The following is a 16103-nucleotide window of genomic DNA, read 5'->3' on the forward strand; positions in this document are numbered from 1 at the left end:
AAGGAGTCCCATGTCCGTCTATCAGTCCGCTCCCACGCTGGAGCAAGCGGCCATCACGGCCAAGGATTTCAACTTTTGGTACGGTGACTTTCATGCGCTGACGGGGCTCGACCTCAACATCGCCAAAAACGCCATTACCTCGTTTATCGGCCCTTCGGGCTGCGGCAAATCGACGTTTTTGCGCTGTATCAACCGTATGAACGACCTTATCGAGGGCACGCGCGTCGAGGGCACCATGACGCTCGACGGCAACGATATCTATGCCGAGGGTGTCGACCCGGTCGACCTTCGCCGCCGCGTGGGCATGATTTTTCAGCAGCCCAACCCGTTCCCTAAATCCATCTACGAGAATGTTGCTTTTGGCCCTCGTCTGCAGGGCGTGACTAGCAAAAGCGACCTCGATGACATCGTGGAAGAATCGCTCAAGCGCGCCAACCTCTGGAAAGAGGTATCCAATCAGCTCAACAAGGATGGTTTGGCGCTTTCGGGCGGTCAGCAGCAGCGTCTGTGCATCGCGCGTGTGCTCGCGGTGCAGCCCGATGTCCTTCTGATGGACGAGCCCTGCTCCGCCATCGACCCCACGTCCGTCTCCAAGGTCGAGGATCTGATGGCCGAGCTGGCGCCCGAGATGACGATCATCATCGTCACACATTCAATGCAGCAGGCAGCTCGCATTAGCGACTACACCGCCTTCTTCTTGCAGGAGGTTGCCGGCGAGCCCGCCACGCTCATCGAGTATGGTCAAACCGACGCGATCTTCACCAGCCCGGTGGATTCGCGGACGGAAGACTATATCACCGGCCGCTTTGGCTGATCGGTGCGACTAGTCCCGAGCCGATCGGACCTGGTCCGGTGCGTATTCACTGTGCGGGCGGCATGACCGCACCCAACTGATTGGAGTGAACCATGCGCAAACTGTTTTCCCGTCAGCTCGTCGAGGCTCGTCACGAGATGTTGAGCATCTACGAGGCTGTAGACCTGGCTCTTCACGACGCCGTGAAGGCCTATGTGACCGACGACCGCAAGCTCGCCACCAAGACCAAGAAGCGCACGCTTTCGATTGACGCGCGCTGCGCCAACCTGGAGGCCGTGTGCTACAACCTGATCGCTACGCAGTCGCCGGTCGCCTCCGACTTCCGCTTGCTGCAGACAATCATCTACGTCGACTTTAACCTGCAGCGCATGACCGATAAGGTTCGCCAGATCTGCCGCGCCACGCGTCATATGGTCAAGGCCGATATCTCGCTGCCCCAGGAGCTCGTCGGTACGGTTGAGGCCGAGGCCGAAGCCGTATACCAGGTGCTGGGCTCGTCGCTTTCCGCGCTCGTCACCAACGATATGTCCATCATCTGCAACCTGGCCGTCGAGGACGAGCCGGTGCATGCAGCCTATGAGAAGTTCTTCCGTACCTTCAACCGCATGGACGCGGGCGAGTTTATGGACGACGACAGCAACTATGACGATCTGCGCCGCGCCATCATGGTTTCGCGCTACCTCGATCGCATCGCCTCGATTTCCATCGATGCCGCCTGCCGTCTGACCTTCCTTTTGACCGGCCAGCGCATGAACGCCGGCGATATCGCCCGTACGGACGAGGATGAGCTCGAGAGCATGCGCGTACCTTCGGGCGAGGGCGTCATCATGAGGCCCGCTGTCGATGCGCGCTTTGTTGCCAAGGTGCCCGCTAACGAGGTGAGCGAGGGTCTTCGCTACCTGCTCGAGCACCTCGAGGACGAGGACGATACCGAGGATGACGAGGAGTAGGGTAGCTCCGTTCGTCGAAAGATTGTAAATACCTAAGTGAGCGCGGCCTTGCACATGCAGGGCCGCGCTCTTGCGTTAGCATGGGACTACTTGTATGTCTGTCTGCGGAGGCGATTGGCAATGGATAATTATTTGAACGTGATGCGCGCTCGCCGCGAGCAGATTCTCGAACGCTTTTATGCCGCACTCGATCGCGCGGGCCGTTCTCACGATGCCGCACGTCTGATTGCCGTCTCCAAGACCGTTGGCGTCGATGAGACCGTTGCCGCCATCCAGGCAGGGTATCGTCATTTTGCCGAGAACCGTCCGCAGGAGCTTGTTCGCAAGCTTGCGGGGCTGGCGGAGCATCCGGAGCTGCCCGAGGTGCGCTTCGATATGATCGGTAATCTTCAGACCAACAAGATCAATGCGGTGCTGGGTGCGGCCGAGCTGATTCATTCGGTGGGGTCGCTTCATTTGGCGCAGGCTATCTCGAGCCGTGCCGTCCGCAAGATTGAGGCGGGCGAGCTTGCCGGTCCTCAGCATGTGCTGATCGAGGTCAATGTAAGCGGCGAGGAGTCCAAGGGCGGCTTTTCGCCCGATGAGGTTCGTGCCTCCGCCGGCGAGCTTGCGGAGCTTGAGGGAATTTGTGTGCAGGGGCTTATGACCATGGCGCCCCGGGGGAATAAGGATGTGGCGCGCCGCACCTTTGCCGGGCTGCGTGAGTTGAGGGATGAGCTGGAGACGGCACACCCCGATCTGTGTCTGCCTGAGCTTTCTTGCGGCATGAGCGAGGACTTTGAGCCCGCCCTTGAGGAAGGCTCGACGCTTGTTCGCCTGGGCAGGGTGGTATTTAGCCCGGAGTTTGAAGTAAAATAAGAGCCTGAAGTGCGCGCTGATTATCAGAGCGCCTGCATTAGACCGTGAGAGGACACAACCATGGGTTTCCTTGACGAAATTAAAAATAAAATGCACCTAGGCGGCCAGCAGGGTTATGACCAGGGTTATGGCCAGGATGATGACTACGGTTACGATGACGGCTATGACGACGGCTATCAGAACAACGGCTATAGCGGTGCTTCGGGCGAGGGCTTCTACACGCAAGATGAACCGAGCAATGGACTGCTGGGGCAGACACGCCGCGGAGAGGCTGAGTCGGTTGCTGTGTACACGCGTTCCGGTCAACTGATCGGCGACGACTCCCGTCACGCTACGACGTACAATCCGCCTTCGCGCTCTCAGGATGCCGCTGCGGGCGGTTATCGTCCCGGCGCCTATGACACGCCGTCAAGCTACGCCGAGAACGCTCGGGTCCGCGCTGCCGCTGTGCCCGCTCCTGCTTCAACGCCGAGCGATGCCTCTGCCTATGCGAGCAATATCATCAACGCCACGCCTCAGTTGCCGGCCTACGTTCTTCGTCCGGAGAGTTATGACGACGTGGAGACGGTCGTGCGCCGCGTGCGTACCAAGCAGCCTGTCGCGCTGATCTTTGTGGGCGTTCGCACCGAGGTCGCCAAACGCGTCCTGGACTTTAGCTATGGCTTTGCCTGCGGCCTGGGCGCTTCGGTCAAAGAAGTGGGAGATCGCGTGTTTATGGTGCTGCCCGCCGGCTGCGAGGTCAAGGATTCGGATCTTAAGAAGCTTCGCGCCGACGGCTATCTCAAGTAAAGACAAGGTGAGGAGATTCCCATCAACATCTACACCATCGTTCAGCTTGTCAACACGCTGTTTAATTTTTATTCCACGTTGATTGTGGTCTACTGCTTTATGACGTGGATTCCCATGAAGCAGGGTGGTTTGCTACAGGATATCGCGGCGGTGCTCGACAGCGTTTGCGGCCCTTGGCTCAACCTGTTTCGCCGGTTTATGCCGCCGATGGGCGGTATCGATTTTTCACCGGTCGTTGCGATTATTGCGTTGCAGTTGGTGCAGAAGCTCATTCTGCAGCTACTTATAGGTATACTCGTATAGGACTGGCTCAGTAACCTATGTCGGGCGCTTAGCGCCAAGGCGATGATAAAGGAGAACTTGTTATGGCTATTACCCCTGCTGACATCCAGGCTCAGACCTTCTCTGAGGCCAAGCGCGGCTACGATCCCGCCGAGGTCGACGTCTTCCTGGAGACCCTGTCCTCCGAGGTCGACGCTATGCTTGCCAAGATCGTTGATCTTAAGGGTCGCCTGACCGCCACCGAGCAGCAGCTTGCCGATACGCAGGCTCAGCTTGCGCAGGCCCAGGATTCTGCCGCTCAGGCTGCCCCTGTCGCCACTCCCGCTCCCGATTTCTCCGCTCAGGAGCGTCAGATTTCCGCCGCTCTCATTGCGGCTCAGCAGACCGCCGAGGCGATTGTCAACGACGCTAACGAGAATGCTGACCGCATCCGCAACGAGGCCGACGCCAAGGCCCGCGAGGTCATCCGTCAGGCCCTGACCGAGAAGCAGGCCGAGCTCGAGGAGATTGACCGTCTGAAGGCTTCCCGCGAGGAGTTCAAGGCCGAGTATCTCAAGCTCATTCAGCACTTTATGGACGATGCTCAGAATTCCTTCCCGGCCGATCTGCTGGCTTCTACGCCGGTCGGTTCTGCGGCTTCTCCTGCCGTGACCATGCCTGCCGCCGAGCCGCTGCCTGTCGCTGATCCGGTTGTCCCCGTGGCCGACCCCTTCGCCCCGATTGACAACTTTGCCGCGGACGACCTGGACTAGCGCTAAAACTACAATCTAGCCCCTTAAAAGGAGCTCGCGCTTGCGAGCTCCTTTTTTGTAGCTGTATACGGGTTGGGAAACAAAACGCCGAGCTCTGCGTGCGATAGGGCAGAACTCGGCGAACGTTTGGGCGGTAAAAGGTAGATTTTAGGGCATGGGCCAAAAAACTACTTGAGGAGGAAATTGGATAGGGGAATGGTGCGGGCCTCGCGATGCTCGGGGTCGGCAATATGGTCGGCGGGATAGCCGCAGACGAGCATGTGGTAGGGATAAACGCCCTCGGGCAGGTCGAACTGCTCGCGGGCTAGCTCGGGCTTAAAATGGCATACCCAGCACGTTCCCAGGCCCTGTTCCTCGGCCTCCATCATCATCTGATCGCAAACAATCGAGGTGTCGATGGCGCTGGAGTTCATCTGGTCATAGGGACGCACCCAAGCATCGTTGGTAACGCTGCAAACGAGGAAGATGAGCGGAGCGCCAAAGATGGACCCATCGCGAGCAAACCGAGGCTGACAAGCAGCTGCCTTTTCCAGAAGCTCAGGCGTATCCAACACCATCACACGGGTCGGATGATTATTGCAAGCAGAAGGAGCAATGCGCCCAGCCTCAACAATGGTATCCACCACAGCCTGCTCAACAGAACGATTCTCAAACAAACGACAAGAATACCGAGACCGAGCCAGATCCATATACGACATACAAGCCCTCCAACAATTAAAAATCAAACAAACCCAAAGTAACCCAAAGAGTACCCAAAGCAGCAATCAGTCAAACGCTCACCAAGGGCCAAAGTGTCCGAGCGGGTACCAAAGGTCCCTTCAGCCAAACCCCCATTGCGCTAAAACTATCAGCCAAAGTTCCAATGGTGATACGTAAGGCGAAGGGCCGGCACCTGTTTACTTTCGAACGACTCTGCTACGCAGCCGGAGTGAGAAAGCAAACAGGTGCCGGCCCTTCGCCGCCGGGACGCGTACCCCCAATTAACTGTTCTTCATGACAATCGAATCCACGACATCGGCCACATTCTCGCAGCAGTCGGCGCAGTACTCCAAGAAGGCGTACACGTCACGCCAGGCGATGACCTCGAGCGGGTCCTTGCCGTTGACGTGCAGGTTACGCATGGCGTTGATGTAGAGTTCGTCGGCCTCGGACTCGATGGTGTTGATCTGGATGACGAGTTCGCGCAGCGTTTTGGACTTGCGGTAGTTGGGCAACTCGACCATCAGGTCCTTCATGGCGCGGCAGGCGTCGGTCACCTTGTGGGCGATCACGATGGCATCGGGGTGGATGCTCTGGATGTTGGTGAAGTAGAGGCGCTGCACGACACCCTCAATACGGTCGAGCACGGTATCGAGCGAGCAGCTCATTAGGTTAAGGTCCTCACGCTCAAGCGGGGTGATAAAGGCCGTGAGCAGGGCGTCTTCGAGCTCATGGTGCTTCTTGTCTGCTGCATGCTCAATCGCATGCATCTTCTCGAGCATGTCGTGGATCTGCGCGGGGTCAAAGTTCTCAAAAATCTTGGTGAGCAGCTCGGCTGCCTGAACGGCGAAGTCGGCGCAGGCGACGTAGTTGTCAAAGTAGAACGAATCGGGTTTCTTTGCCATGAGTGATCCTTTCGGGGCGAAGACGGGTGGGCGAGGTAATGCGGTCCGGATGGACATTCGGTTTGACTAGAGGAACATCATGAACAGCCTGGCCATGACAAAGCTGATGAGTCCACAGGCGGGGAAGGTGAAGAACCACGTGAACATCATGTCCTTGACCACGCCGAAGTTGATGGCCGAGAGGCGCTTGACGGCGCCAACGCCCATGATGGCGCAGGTCTTGATGTGCGTGGAGGACACGGGGATACCGGTGAGCGTGGCAAGCAGCAGGTTTGCGGCTCCTGCCAGGTCGGCAGAGAAGCCCTGATACTTTTCGAGCTTAACCATGCTCTGGCCGACGGACTTGATGATACGCTCACCGCCCACGCTGGTGCCGATGCCCATGGTGGCCGAGCACAGCAGCATGATCCAGATGGGGATGCCGGCGTCGCCGACGCCGGTCTGTCCGTTGGCAAAGGCGACACCTAAAAAGAGCACGCCGATGAACTTTTGTCCATCCTGCGCGCCGTGCATAAAGCTCATGGCCGCGGCGCTCGCGATCTGAGCATATTTAAAGAAGACGTTGGCACGTCGCCTGTTGGCGGCAGCGAAAAGAATCGAGACGAGCTTGCACAGGACCCAGCCCATGACAAAGCCCAGACCGATGGAGAGCGCCAGGCCGTAGATGACCTTCATCCACTCGTGGACATTGACGCTGCTGGCGCCGCCGAGGGCGATGGCAGCGCCGGTCAGGCCGGCGATGAGGCTGTGGCTCTGCGAGGTGGGGATGCCAAAACGCGATGCCGTGGCGCCGTAGACGACGATGGAGAACAGGGCCGCGCAGAGGCACGCGAGCGCCATGGTGCTGTTTCCGCCAAAGTCGACGATATGGGAGATGGTGTTGGCAACGCTGGCATTAAAGTGCGTCATGATGAGCACGCCCAAAAAGTTGAACGCGGCACTCATGAGAATGGCGGCGCGGGCGGGCATGCAACGCGTGGTGACACAGGTCGCGATGGCGTTGGGCGCGTCGGTCCATCCGTTGACGAAGATGGCGCCGAGCGCGAGGAACACGGTGACGGCAAGGACTGGGTTCGAAACAAGTTGGCCGAGGAAGGCTGAGAACGTTACGTCCATATATGGGCTTTCTCGAAGTTTGCAGAAACGTTACAAAAACATGATAAATCGTATCACCTCCTGCGGGTTTCTTTACCGAGTTCTGACGGGAGAAGTGAATTTTTTGGCACTAAAATTGAATATTAGCCCTGTTGACCGCGGGTGTTCTTTTTGCTAACACGCCGTGAGGACACGTGCGCTCGCTCCGACACCCCAAAACCACAGCCTGTTCGCTTTACAATATACAAACATGCGTTCGATAATAGGGGCATGGAATATCGACAGACAGATGGCAAAACTCGGCGCGTGCACAAGCAGTATGTGGACGTCGTGGCCCGCATCCTCGCGGGCGGACAAGTTGTGCCGGTTACCGTCTGCTGGGTCGACGGTCGCTGCTTTACGATTGACGAGATTGTCTCGTCTACCGGTTTTGGCCTGACGGTTCACGGCATTCGTACGGCAACCTATAAGGTTCGTTTTGGCGGACATACGACCGAGCTGTATCTGGAAGACCAGGCGCGTGAGCGACCGGATGGCTCGCAGGCTCATCTGATGCGGTGGTGGGTGTGGGCGTTCGACCGCACACTCGAGAGTGAGCGTCGCGGGTAAGAGCGCGCCATTCGGGTACAATGGCAGGAATCTTGTCACCTACGGCGCTGTCGCGGCGCTTTTTGAAAGGACGAAATTATGAACGATATCCAGGGCTATCAGAACGGCCCCATCGAGACCGGCGCAAGCCGTGCCAAGGAGATGTCGCCGCGCGCGTACAACCTTGCCATGTCTGCCCTGATCTTTTTGGGTTTTTGCGCTATGGGCGCTGGCGCCTACTTTACGGGCACCATGTCGTTTGCGCGCATGATGATGAGTGGCGCCGCCCTGCCGCTGGTCTTTGGCTCGTTTATCCTGACCATTGTCGGCATCGTCATGATGTCGGCCGCCGCCAGCAAGCAGTCCGTGGGCCTGTCGCTCGCGGGTTACGCGATCTTTGCGAGCACCTTTGGTCTGACCGCGTCGTTTGGCCTTGCCAACTACGACCTGCCCACCATCAACACTGCCTTTATCGCCACTGCCGCCATCACCTTTGTCTTTGGCGCACTGGGCGTGACCTTCCCCAAATTCTTCCAGCGTGTGTATGGCATTGGTTTTGGCATTCTGCTTGCCACGATTCTGGTCGAGATCGTGCTGATGTTCATGGGCGTCTCGCAGACCATCACCGACCTGATCGTGATTGCGGTGTTCGCCGGCTTTATTGGCTACGACACCTATGTGGCCACGACGGTGCCGCCCACGCTGCCCAACGCCGTGCTCATGGCGTCCAACCTGTTCGTGGACATTATCAACGTGTTCCTGCGCATCCTGAACATCCTTGGTCGTCGCGATTAGTGCCAGATTGCAGCGGTGCTTGCCGCGCGCAAATCGATGCGAAAGGCGGTCCTTCGGGGCCGCCTTTTTTGTACGCGGCGGGGTATCATGGATGGGAAAAGCCGATAGCGGAAGCGACCGAGAAAGGTGACCACTTATGGCAGACGTCGACAACAGGAACCGTAACCGTAGGCCCAATCGCGCGGGACAGCCCAATCCCAAGCGCGAGGCCCGTGCCAAGGCCGCCGAGCGTCACGTGGCGACTGTGTCCGAAGCGTGCGCAAAGGATATCGAGCGCTCGCTTGCCGGCGTGCGCGAGTTCGAGGGCATGCCTGCCGGATTTGTCGCGGCGATGAAGGCTAAGGCCCAGGTGGCTGCTGCCGAAGAGCAGGTTGCCAATGAGTCTGAGGCCGCCGAGGTTGCGCCTGCCGAGACCGAGGTCGTGGCCGAGCCTGTGCCCGCAGAGGAAGCCACGGAGACCGAGCCCGCGCCTGCTGCCGAGGAGCCCGCTCCGGTCCTGCCCGAGGTCACCGTGCTCGACGCCTCTGCCACGCAGGCCATTCTGGATAACGGCCGAGGCTACGCGCAGTTCTGCGACATGGCCGTGCTCGCCTTTGCCTCGTTCACCAACCCGGGCGGTGGCTACATCCAGGGTTATCTGGGTCAGGAGGCCACGCTCTGTGCCGATTCGTATCTGTACAATGTGCTCGATAAGCAGCGCAAATGGTACGGCGAGAACCGTCGCCGCAACATCAACTGTGAGCTGTACCGCAACCGTGCGCTGGTGGTGCCTGCGGTGCGCTTCGACCGCAACCACGTGCATGCGTATGCCGACGTGATCGTTGCCGCTGCGCCCAACGCCAAGCGCGCTCGCCAGGAGTATCGCGTGGGTGACGATGCCCTGCTGGACGCCCTGCGCGATCGTATCCGCTTTGTGCTGGCCATCTGCGACGAGCTTGGTCGCGAGAAGCTCGTGCTGGGCGCCTGGGGCTGTGACAACAACGGCTTTGACGCCGAGGCCGTGGCCGAGCTCTTTCGCAAGGAGCTCGCATCGGGCGACTTTAAGGTCAAGCAGGTCTTCTTTGCCGTGCCCTCTACGCGCTGGGACGAGGATTTTGCCAAGTTCGAGCACGTGCTGGCAAGCTTCCCCGAGCGCAACGAGGAGTCCTATGCCCAGGTTGCCGCCCGTGCCGCGGCCGCCCGTGCCGCCGAGCAGGCTCATGCCGCTGCCGAGGACGACGAGGATGATGACGACTGGCGCAAGTATCTGTAATCGGTGCGCGCTGACAGATAGGTCGAGCCGGCGGGAGGGGCTGCTCCCGTCGGCTTTTTACTGAGGGAAGGGCTTGCGATGAAAAACGTCCTGTGCTTTGGTGACAGCAATACGTATGGCTACGATCCGGCGGGCATGCGCGATGGCACCGCGGTGCGCTATGCGCACGATGTGCGCTGGTGCGGCGTGGCCCAGCGCGACCTGGGCGAGGGCTGGCATGTGATTGAGGAAGGCCTAAATGGCCGCACAACGGTGCGCGACGATATGTGTCATCTGGACACTAATCTCAACGGCATCCGCGCGTTGCCGATGCTGCTCGAGGCCCATAAGCCGCTGGACGCCATTGTGATCATGCTGGGCACCAACGACTGCAAGACGGTCTTTAACGTGACAGCTTCCGATATCGCCCGTGGCGCCATGGCGCTGATTCGCGCCGTCCGCGCGTTTCCGTGGACCGACGCTGCGCCCTGCCCGCGCATTCTGCTGATGGCGCCTATCAAGATTAAACCGCAGATCGCCGATGTGTACATGACCGACTTTGACGAGCGCTCCGTCGAGGCCTCGGAGCATTTTGCCGAATACTATGCGTATGTCGCTGAGCAGTTTGGCTGCGACTTTTTGAATGCCGCCGATTTTGCCGAGCCGGGCGATATCGATTATCTGCACATGATGCCCGAAAGCCACGAGAGCCTGGGCCACGCCGTGGCAGCCAAGCTCCAAGAGATGCTCGGTGAGTAGCGCAGCCCCAAACCACCACAAAGGGGACAGGCGCCTTTGCGGTGGTTTGTGCGGTGGTTTTGGTTGCTGGCTTTTTAGTACTGCCACATGTGGTTGACGGGGCCGGAGCCCTTGCCCATGTTCAGGCCGGCGGCGAGAGCGCCGGTTAGGTAGGCCTTGCCGGCGTTGACGGCATCGGCAAGATCCATGCCCTGGGCCAGCGCGCAGGCGATGGCGGACGAAAGCGTACAGCCGGTACCATGCGTGTTGTCGGTCTCGATGCGCTTGTGGCGGAACCACGTGGTGAGCGGATCGCCCAGGTGGTTGCCCTCGTCATCGAGCGGCGCGGGCTCTGCTAGCACATCGTTGGCCTCGTTGACAAAATGCCCGCCCTTAACGAGGGACGCGCAGCCAAAGCGGCGGGTGAGGAGCATGGCAGCGTTTTGCTGTGTGCGCTCGGAATCGACCTCGTAGTCGAGCAGCGCCATGGCCTCGGGAATATTGGGCGTGATAACGCTTGCCAGTGGGAACAGGCGGCGTGTAAGCGCTTCGGCGGCGTCCTCGGCGATGAGACGAGCGCCCGAAGTGGCGACCATGACGGGGTCGACGACGATATTTTGTGCGTCCCAGGCGCTCAGGCGGTCGGCTATGACTTCGATAATCTCGGCAGAAGAAACCATGCCAATCTTGACGGCACTGGGGCGGATATCGTCAAAAACGGCATCGATCTGCGCCGCGACAATATCCGGGGAGATGTTCTGCACGGCGGTGACGCCTAGGGTGTTCTGTGCGGTGATGGCCGTGATGACCGTCTCGGCATACAGGCGGTGCGCCGTGATGGTCTTGATGTCGGCCTGAATGCCGGCACCGCCGCTGGAATCGGATCCTGCGATGGATAGAACGGCTGGTACCTTACTACGATCCATGTTCGCTCCCTTGTTCGGTCGGATTCAAATGGGTCTCTTGCCCGCATTATAAAGTTGCCCGGGCCGGCTGTATGCCGATCCCGGGCGGGTGGCGCAATCTTTACGTAAATGTAAGAAAATGTTCACACGTCAACAATTGACGAACGCCTTGTGGCCGATTATGGCTCCGGTGACGAGTTAGTCCTCCATGCCGAGGTCGATCGTCGTGCCTTCGAACACCTTGTTGACGGTGCGGACGGCGCACATCTTGCCGCACATGGTGCAGGTGCCCTCGGTGGCAGCAGGGGATTCCTCGTAGCGCTTCTTGCCGGTGACCGGATCGAGCGCGCACTTCCACATGGCGTCCCAGTCGAGCTTGCGGCGTGCCTGGCCCATCTTGTCGTCCATGTCGCGGGCGTGGGGCACCTTTTTGGCGATGTCGGCGGCGTGTGCGGCAATCTTGGTGGCCATGAGGCCGTCGAGCACATCCTGGGCGTTAGGCAGGCATAGGTGCTCTGCCGGTGTCACGTAGCACAAAAAGTCGGCACCCGAGCTCGCGGAGATGGCGCCACCGATGGCTGCGGTGATGTGGTCGTAGCCCACGCCGATATCGGTCACCAGCGGCCCGAGCACGTAGAACGGGGCGTTGTGGCACAGGCGCTTCTGCAGTTTCATGTTGGCGGCGATCTCGTCGAGCGCCATGTGCCCCGGGCCCTCGACCATGACCTGGACGCCGGCGGCCCAAGCGCGCTTGCACAGCTTGCCCAGCTCGATCATCTCGGCGGTCTCGGTGGCGTCGTTGGAGTCGTAGAGGCAGCCCGGGCGGCAGGAGTCGCCGAGCGAAATCGTCACGTCGTACTCGTGGCAGATCTCGAGCAGCTCGTCAAAGTACTCGTAGAAGGGGTTCTCGTTGCCGGTGACCTCCATCCAGCCAAACAGCAGTGAGCCGCCGCGGCTGACGATGTTCATGAGACGGCCGGTCTCCTTAAAGGTTTTGGTGACCGACTTATTGATGCCGCAGTGGATGGTCATAAAGTCCACGCCGTCCTCGGCGTGCGCGCGCACGACCTCGAACAGGTCGTCCTTGGTAAGCTTGACAAGCGGCTTTTCCATGTAGCCGATGGCGTCGTACATGGGGACGGTGCCCACCATGAGCGGCGTCTCGTCGATGAGCTGCTGTCGGAATTGGCGCGTCTTGCCCGAGTTGGAGAGGTCCATGATGGCGTCGGCGCCAAAGTCCTCGGCGATCTTGACCTTCTTCCATTCCTCGGCGGCATCGGCCTTGTCGCCCGAGATGCCCAGGTTGACGTTGACCTTGGTAGACAGGCCCTCGCCGACACCAAAGGCGCGCATGCCCTTTTTGATATGCACGATGTTGGCGGGAATGGCGATGCGGCCGTCGGCCACGCGCTCGCGGATGTACTCGGGGTCGCGATGCTCGCGTTCGGCAACCTCCTTCATCTGCGGTGTGATTTGCCCGGCGCGGGCGAAATCGATTTGCGTGACGAGCTTGGGCTCGGTCTGTGTGCTCATTGGCACGGCTCCCTTCGTTGGCATTACCCATATCAGGTTTGCGGGTCAGGGCGGGCGCGCCCAGTCTCAGCCTGCCGTCTTGTCCTGCAAGCTCCCCGTTTATGTGGCGGGCTCAAGTATAGCTCGAATGGGTACGATTGACGCGACGAGCATGCCCGCGGGGAGGCGAACATGGAAGACAAGCATCTGTATCGAGAGACGCAGTGGGATGTGTCGGCCGAGGAGAGCCGCGCCCATCATGGGCTGGTCGCAATTGGTTTCGCGATTCTTGTCGTGATGGTGATTGCCTGTTGTATCTGGACGTTTGGCGGGCGTGGGGGAGTTTCCTGGACGTTTGAGGCGGACGATAGCCTGCCGATTATGACGGCGAAGGTCGCGGGGGGCAATACCGTTGCCGCGCCGGGCGACTATTGGTATCCGCGCGACAAGTTTGTGCAACTGCAGCTGAGCGGTGGTTCCATTCCTGGTGAAGAGATCGAGCGTGTGACCTTCGATGCGTCGCTTAGGACGCTGTCGGTCGAGCTCAAAGATCAGGGGGATGTACCCACGACCATGGATATAGCCCTGACGGAATGGCGCCTGGAGCCTCCGTCGGGTGTTGAGGCGTCCGAGGTGGAGCACGTTAAGGTTACCTACCAAGATGGCTCGACGACCGAGATTGCAAAAGCCGACGGCCTGGCGGAATAGACGCCGTGCCTAGGCAGCACATTCAAAAGTAGTGGTAGTCCTACAAGGCCTGTTCGTTCAGGAAGACCAAAGTGTTTTTATTTGAAAGCTCGGGAAAGTAACGATAACCAACGTCGAACGCGGTGAGCCCGCTTACATCCTCGAACTTGTTTTCTGCCATCCAGCGCACCATGGAGCCGCGCGCTTTTTTGCTGGCGGTCGAGCGTTGGATGGGCTTGCCGTTGCGGATGCCTTCGCCAAAGAGACATGTGACGACCGTGGCGTCGGTGGTGAGGCGGGTCAGAACGGCTTTGGCGTATTCCGCGCTGGCGAGGTTGACGATCGTGGCGTTGGAGCCTGCCGGAGCGATGACCCGTGCGAGCTTGTCGCCCCAAAACGCGTAGAGGTCTCGGGCGTCGTCGACGGCAAGCTTCGCGCCCATCTCCAGCCGATACGGTTCAACGGCATGAAAGGGGCGTACGCATCCGTAAAGGCCCGAGAGGATCCACAGATGGTCTTGCAGCCATGCGAGCTGTGCGGAATCCATCACCTCGGGCGCCATGCTTTGGTATTGAATGCCGTGATAGGACATGACAGCAGGGGAGAGGTGACGGGCGAGTGCGGGATTGTCGAGATCGCCGCTTTGCAAGATGGGCTCGAACTCATGCAGGGTGTTGAGGCAGGGCCCCAGCAGTTTGTCACTCACGTTCCACAGCGCCTGCAGGCTGCCGCTGCCTTCATTCCGCTCGATATCTAGCAGTGCGCGGTGGAGGCGAGCCGTCTCGCGCACAAAGGGTGGAATGCCCAGGACTTCAAAAGCATCTTGGGCCGCGCGCATCTGCTTGGCGGGCGAAATGATGACCTGCAGCATGGACTCTCCTCTGCCAAAAAGGAAGTTGCGGTGTAATACGGTCTGTTTTGGCCGTTTATGGGCCAGTTTAGTCCGTATCTCACCGCAACTGATGAAGGGTTGATTAGGCGCGCTCGATGAAGGCCTTGTAGCCGCGATAGGCCTCGTAGATATCGGCCTTGTTGGCGACCTCCCACAGGGCGTGCATGGACAGGACGGCAACGCCGGAGTCGATGACGTTCATGCCGTACTTGGCCATGATGTAGGCGATGGTGCCACCGCCGCCCGCGTTGACGCGACCGAGCTCGCAGGTCTGGAAGTCCACGCCGGCCTCGTCCATAATGTCGCGGATGAGAGCCATATACTCGGCGTCGGCGTCGTTGGAACCGCCCTTGCCGCGGCTGCCCGTGTACTTGTTAAAGCACAGGCCGCGACCCATAAAGGCTGCATTCTTGGTCTCGAACTTGCCGGCGTAGCCTGGGTCGAAGCCGGCGGATACGTCAGAGGAGAGCATGCGGCTGCGGGCGAGTGCGCGGCGCAGGGCCAGCGGGCTGCCCTCGCCGGCGAGCGTCATGATCTCGGCGACGGTGTTCTCGAAGAAGCGGCTTGTCATGCCGGTGGCGCCCACGGAGCCAATCTCCTCCTTGTCGACGATGAGCGTGATGCTCGTGCGCTCCACGTTGGCCACATTGATCTGGGCGAGCATGGAGGGGTAGGCGCAGACGCGGTCGTCGTGGCCATAGCCCAAAATCATGGAGCGGTCGAGGCCCATGTCGCGGGCGGGGCCGGCGGGCACGACCTCGATTTCGGCGGAGAGGAAGTCCTCCTCCTCGACGTCGTACTGCTCCTTGAGGATATCCAGGAACATCTGCTTGACGGGCTCGGTGGGAGCGTCCTTGTCGTCCTCGTCAAATTTTACGGGACGGCCGCCCACGATCACGTCGAGGATCTCGGCGTCGACGGCGTCCTTGGCGGGCTTGGACATCTGCTCGCTCGAGAGGTGGATCAGCAGGTCGGAGATGGTAAAGACCGGATCGTCGGCCTTGTCGCCGATGTTGATGTCGACGGTGGTGCCGTCCTTTTTGCAGATGACGCCCACGAGTGCGAGCGGGGAGGCCACCCAGTGGTAGCTCTTGACACCACCGTAGTAGTGCGTGTCGAGGTAGGCCATGTCGCCGGCCTCGAAGGCGGGATTCTGCTTGAGGTCCAGGCGCGGCGAGTCCACGTGGGCGCCCAGGATGTTAAAGCCCTGCTCGAGCGGGGCGGTGCCCAGGTTGACGAGCATAAGATCCTTGCCGTGGTTGGCGGCGTACACCTTGTCGCCTGCCTTGAGCGCGCGGCCTTCGGCGATCACGGTCTCCAGGTCGAGGTATCCCGCCTCCTCGGCCATCTTGATGCCGGTCTTGACGCACAGGCGCTCGGTCTTGTTCTCGCTCAAAAATTGCTTATAGCCGCGGCAAAGCTCCTCGAGCTCCTCGATTTGCTGTGGCGTGTACTTTTTCCATGCGCAGGGACGCTCCATGACGCAGGCTCCTTTCGGATCGATCGTGCTGGTTGTTGTACCGTGAGCCATCGTATCACGCGCGGGCTCACGGTGGCGGGGGAGCTTGATGCGCGGTGGCCGCGGGGCGGGGAGCGTGTAAACTGGAGTGA

18 protein-coding genes are annotated in these 16103 nt (G+C 59.9%); 11 read left to right on the forward strand and 7 right to left on the reverse strand.

Annotation, left to right across the window (positions count from 1 at the left end; translation table 11 throughout):
* Window positions 1-10: 10 nt before the first annotated feature.
* The 6 genes from pstB to ACTQ1S_RS04035 all read left to right on the forward strand — a co-directional run bounded on the left by pstB (window position 11) and on the right by ACTQ1S_RS04035 (window position 4445).
* A complete protein-coding gene (gene pstB / locus ACTQ1S_RS04010; protein ID WP_089571588.1) occupies window positions 11-814 on the forward strand; it encodes a phosphate ABC transporter ATP-binding protein PstB in 804 nt (267 codons plus the stop codon).
* 92 nt (window positions 815-906) lie between these two features.
* The gene (locus tag ACTQ1S_RS04015) at window positions 907-1764 is read left to right on the forward strand and encodes a phosphate signaling complex PhoU family protein (protein WP_427719211.1); all 858 of its coding nucleotides are present in this window, start codon (window positions 907-909) and stop codon (window positions 1762-1764) included.
* 120 nt (window positions 1765-1884) lie between these two features.
* Window positions 1885-2622 carry a YggS family pyridoxal phosphate-dependent enzyme gene (locus tag ACTQ1S_RS04020; protein ID WP_154515264.1) on the forward strand — a complete coding sequence of 246 codons (738 nt, stop codon included), beginning with the start codon at window positions 1885-1887 and terminating at the stop codon, window positions 2620-2622.
* 60 nt (window positions 2623-2682) lie between these two features.
* Entirely contained in the window at window positions 2683-3411 is a 729-nt protein-coding gene (sepF, locus tag ACTQ1S_RS04025; RefSeq protein WP_154515266.1) for a cell division protein SepF, read from the forward strand.
* 57 nt (window positions 3412-3468) lie between these two features.
* The gene (locus ACTQ1S_RS04030; protein WP_154515268.1) at window positions 3469-3714 is read left to right on the forward strand and encodes a YggT family protein; all 246 of its coding nucleotides are present in this window, start codon (window positions 3469-3471) and stop codon (window positions 3712-3714) included.
* A gap of 62 nt (window positions 3715-3776) precedes the next feature.
* Complete coding sequence (locus ACTQ1S_RS04035) at window positions 3777-4445, forward strand: DivIVA domain-containing protein (protein ID WP_154515270.1); 669 nt, start codon at window positions 3777-3779, stop codon at window positions 4443-4445.
* Between the two features lie 167 nt (window positions 4446-4612).
* On the opposite strand, the gene ACTQ1S_RS04040 is transcribed toward ACTQ1S_RS04035, so the two are convergent.
* From ACTQ1S_RS04040 to ACTQ1S_RS04050, 3 genes are all read right to left on the reverse strand, one after another.
* Entirely contained in the window at window positions 4613-5143 is a 531-nt protein-coding gene (locus ACTQ1S_RS04040; RefSeq protein ID WP_441547134.1) for a nitroreductase family protein, read from the reverse strand.
* A 282-nt stretch (window positions 5144-5425) separates the two neighbouring features.
* Window positions 5426-6049: a DUF47 domain-containing protein gene (locus tag ACTQ1S_RS04045; RefSeq protein ID WP_427719219.1), complete on the reverse strand. Its 624-nt coding sequence runs from the start codon at window positions 6047-6049 to the stop codon at window positions 5426-5428.
* Between the two features lie 66 nt (window positions 6050-6115).
* Window positions 6116-7165, reverse strand: coding sequence for an inorganic phosphate transporter (locus ACTQ1S_RS04050; RefSeq protein WP_427719222.1), 1050 nt, complete (start codon window positions 7163-7165; stop codon window positions 6116-6118).
* A gap of 249 nt (window positions 7166-7414) precedes the next feature.
* On the opposite strand from ACTQ1S_RS04050, the gene ACTQ1S_RS04055 reads away from it, so the two are divergent.
* The 4 genes from ACTQ1S_RS04055 to ACTQ1S_RS04070 all read left to right on the forward strand — a co-directional run bounded on the left by ACTQ1S_RS04055 (window position 7415) and on the right by ACTQ1S_RS04070 (window position 10517).
* Window positions 7415-7753 (forward strand): hypothetical protein, encoded by a 339-nt coding sequence (locus ACTQ1S_RS04055; protein WP_154515278.1) that lies wholly within the window; start codon window positions 7415-7417, stop codon window positions 7751-7753.
* A gap of 78 nt (window positions 7754-7831) precedes the next feature.
* Window positions 7832-8527, forward strand: coding sequence for a Bax inhibitor-1 family protein (locus ACTQ1S_RS04060; RefSeq protein WP_441547135.1), 696 nt, complete (start codon window positions 7832-7834; stop codon window positions 8525-8527).
* Between the two features lie 136 nt (window positions 8528-8663).
* A complete protein-coding gene (locus ACTQ1S_RS04065; RefSeq protein WP_441547136.1) occupies window positions 8664-9779 on the forward strand; it encodes a TIGR02452 family protein in 1116 nt (371 codons plus the stop codon).
* A gap of 78 nt (window positions 9780-9857) precedes the next feature.
* Window positions 9858-10517: an SGNH/GDSL hydrolase family protein gene (locus tag ACTQ1S_RS04070; RefSeq protein ID WP_427747774.1), complete on the forward strand. Its 660-nt coding sequence runs from the start codon at window positions 9858-9860 to the stop codon at window positions 10515-10517.
* Window positions 10518-10591: 74 nt separating this feature from the next.
* On the opposite strand, the gene thiD is transcribed toward ACTQ1S_RS04070, so the two are convergent.
* Together thiD and thiC are read right to left on the reverse strand one after the other, a co-directional pair.
* Complete coding sequence (thiD, locus tag ACTQ1S_RS04075) at window positions 10592-11422, reverse strand: bifunctional hydroxymethylpyrimidine kinase/phosphomethylpyrimidine kinase (RefSeq protein ID WP_441537981.1); 831 nt, start codon at window positions 11420-11422, stop codon at window positions 10592-10594.
* Between the two features lie 177 nt (window positions 11423-11599).
* Entirely contained in the window at window positions 11600-12934 is a 1335-nt protein-coding gene (thiC, locus tag ACTQ1S_RS04080) for a phosphomethylpyrimidine synthase ThiC (RefSeq protein ID WP_099431544.1), read from the reverse strand.
* A 171-nt stretch (window positions 12935-13105) separates the two neighbouring features.
* On the opposite strand from thiC, the gene ACTQ1S_RS04085 reads away from it, so the two are divergent.
* A complete protein-coding gene (locus ACTQ1S_RS04085) occupies window positions 13106-13621 on the forward strand; it encodes a hypothetical protein (protein WP_427747772.1) in 516 nt (171 codons plus the stop codon).
* Between the two features lie 40 nt (window positions 13622-13661).
* Here ACTQ1S_RS04085 and ACTQ1S_RS04090 read toward each other — a convergent pair whose 3' ends face one another.
* Together ACTQ1S_RS04090 and ACTQ1S_RS04095 are read right to left on the reverse strand one after the other, a co-directional pair.
* Complete coding sequence (locus ACTQ1S_RS04090) at window positions 13662-14471, reverse strand: YaaA family protein (RefSeq protein WP_427795802.1); 810 nt, start codon at window positions 14469-14471, stop codon at window positions 13662-13664.
* Between the two features lie 103 nt (window positions 14472-14574).
* A complete protein-coding gene (locus ACTQ1S_RS04095) occupies window positions 14575-15972 on the reverse strand; it encodes an aminopeptidase (protein WP_441537983.1) in 1398 nt (465 codons plus the stop codon).
* Between the last annotated feature and the right edge of the window lie 131 nt (window positions 15973-16103).

It is taken from the genome of Collinsella sp. LCP21S3_D3 (genome assembly GCF_052118305.1).
Classification (GTDB): Bacteria; Actinomycetota; Coriobacteriia; order Coriobacteriales; family Coriobacteriaceae; genus Collinsella.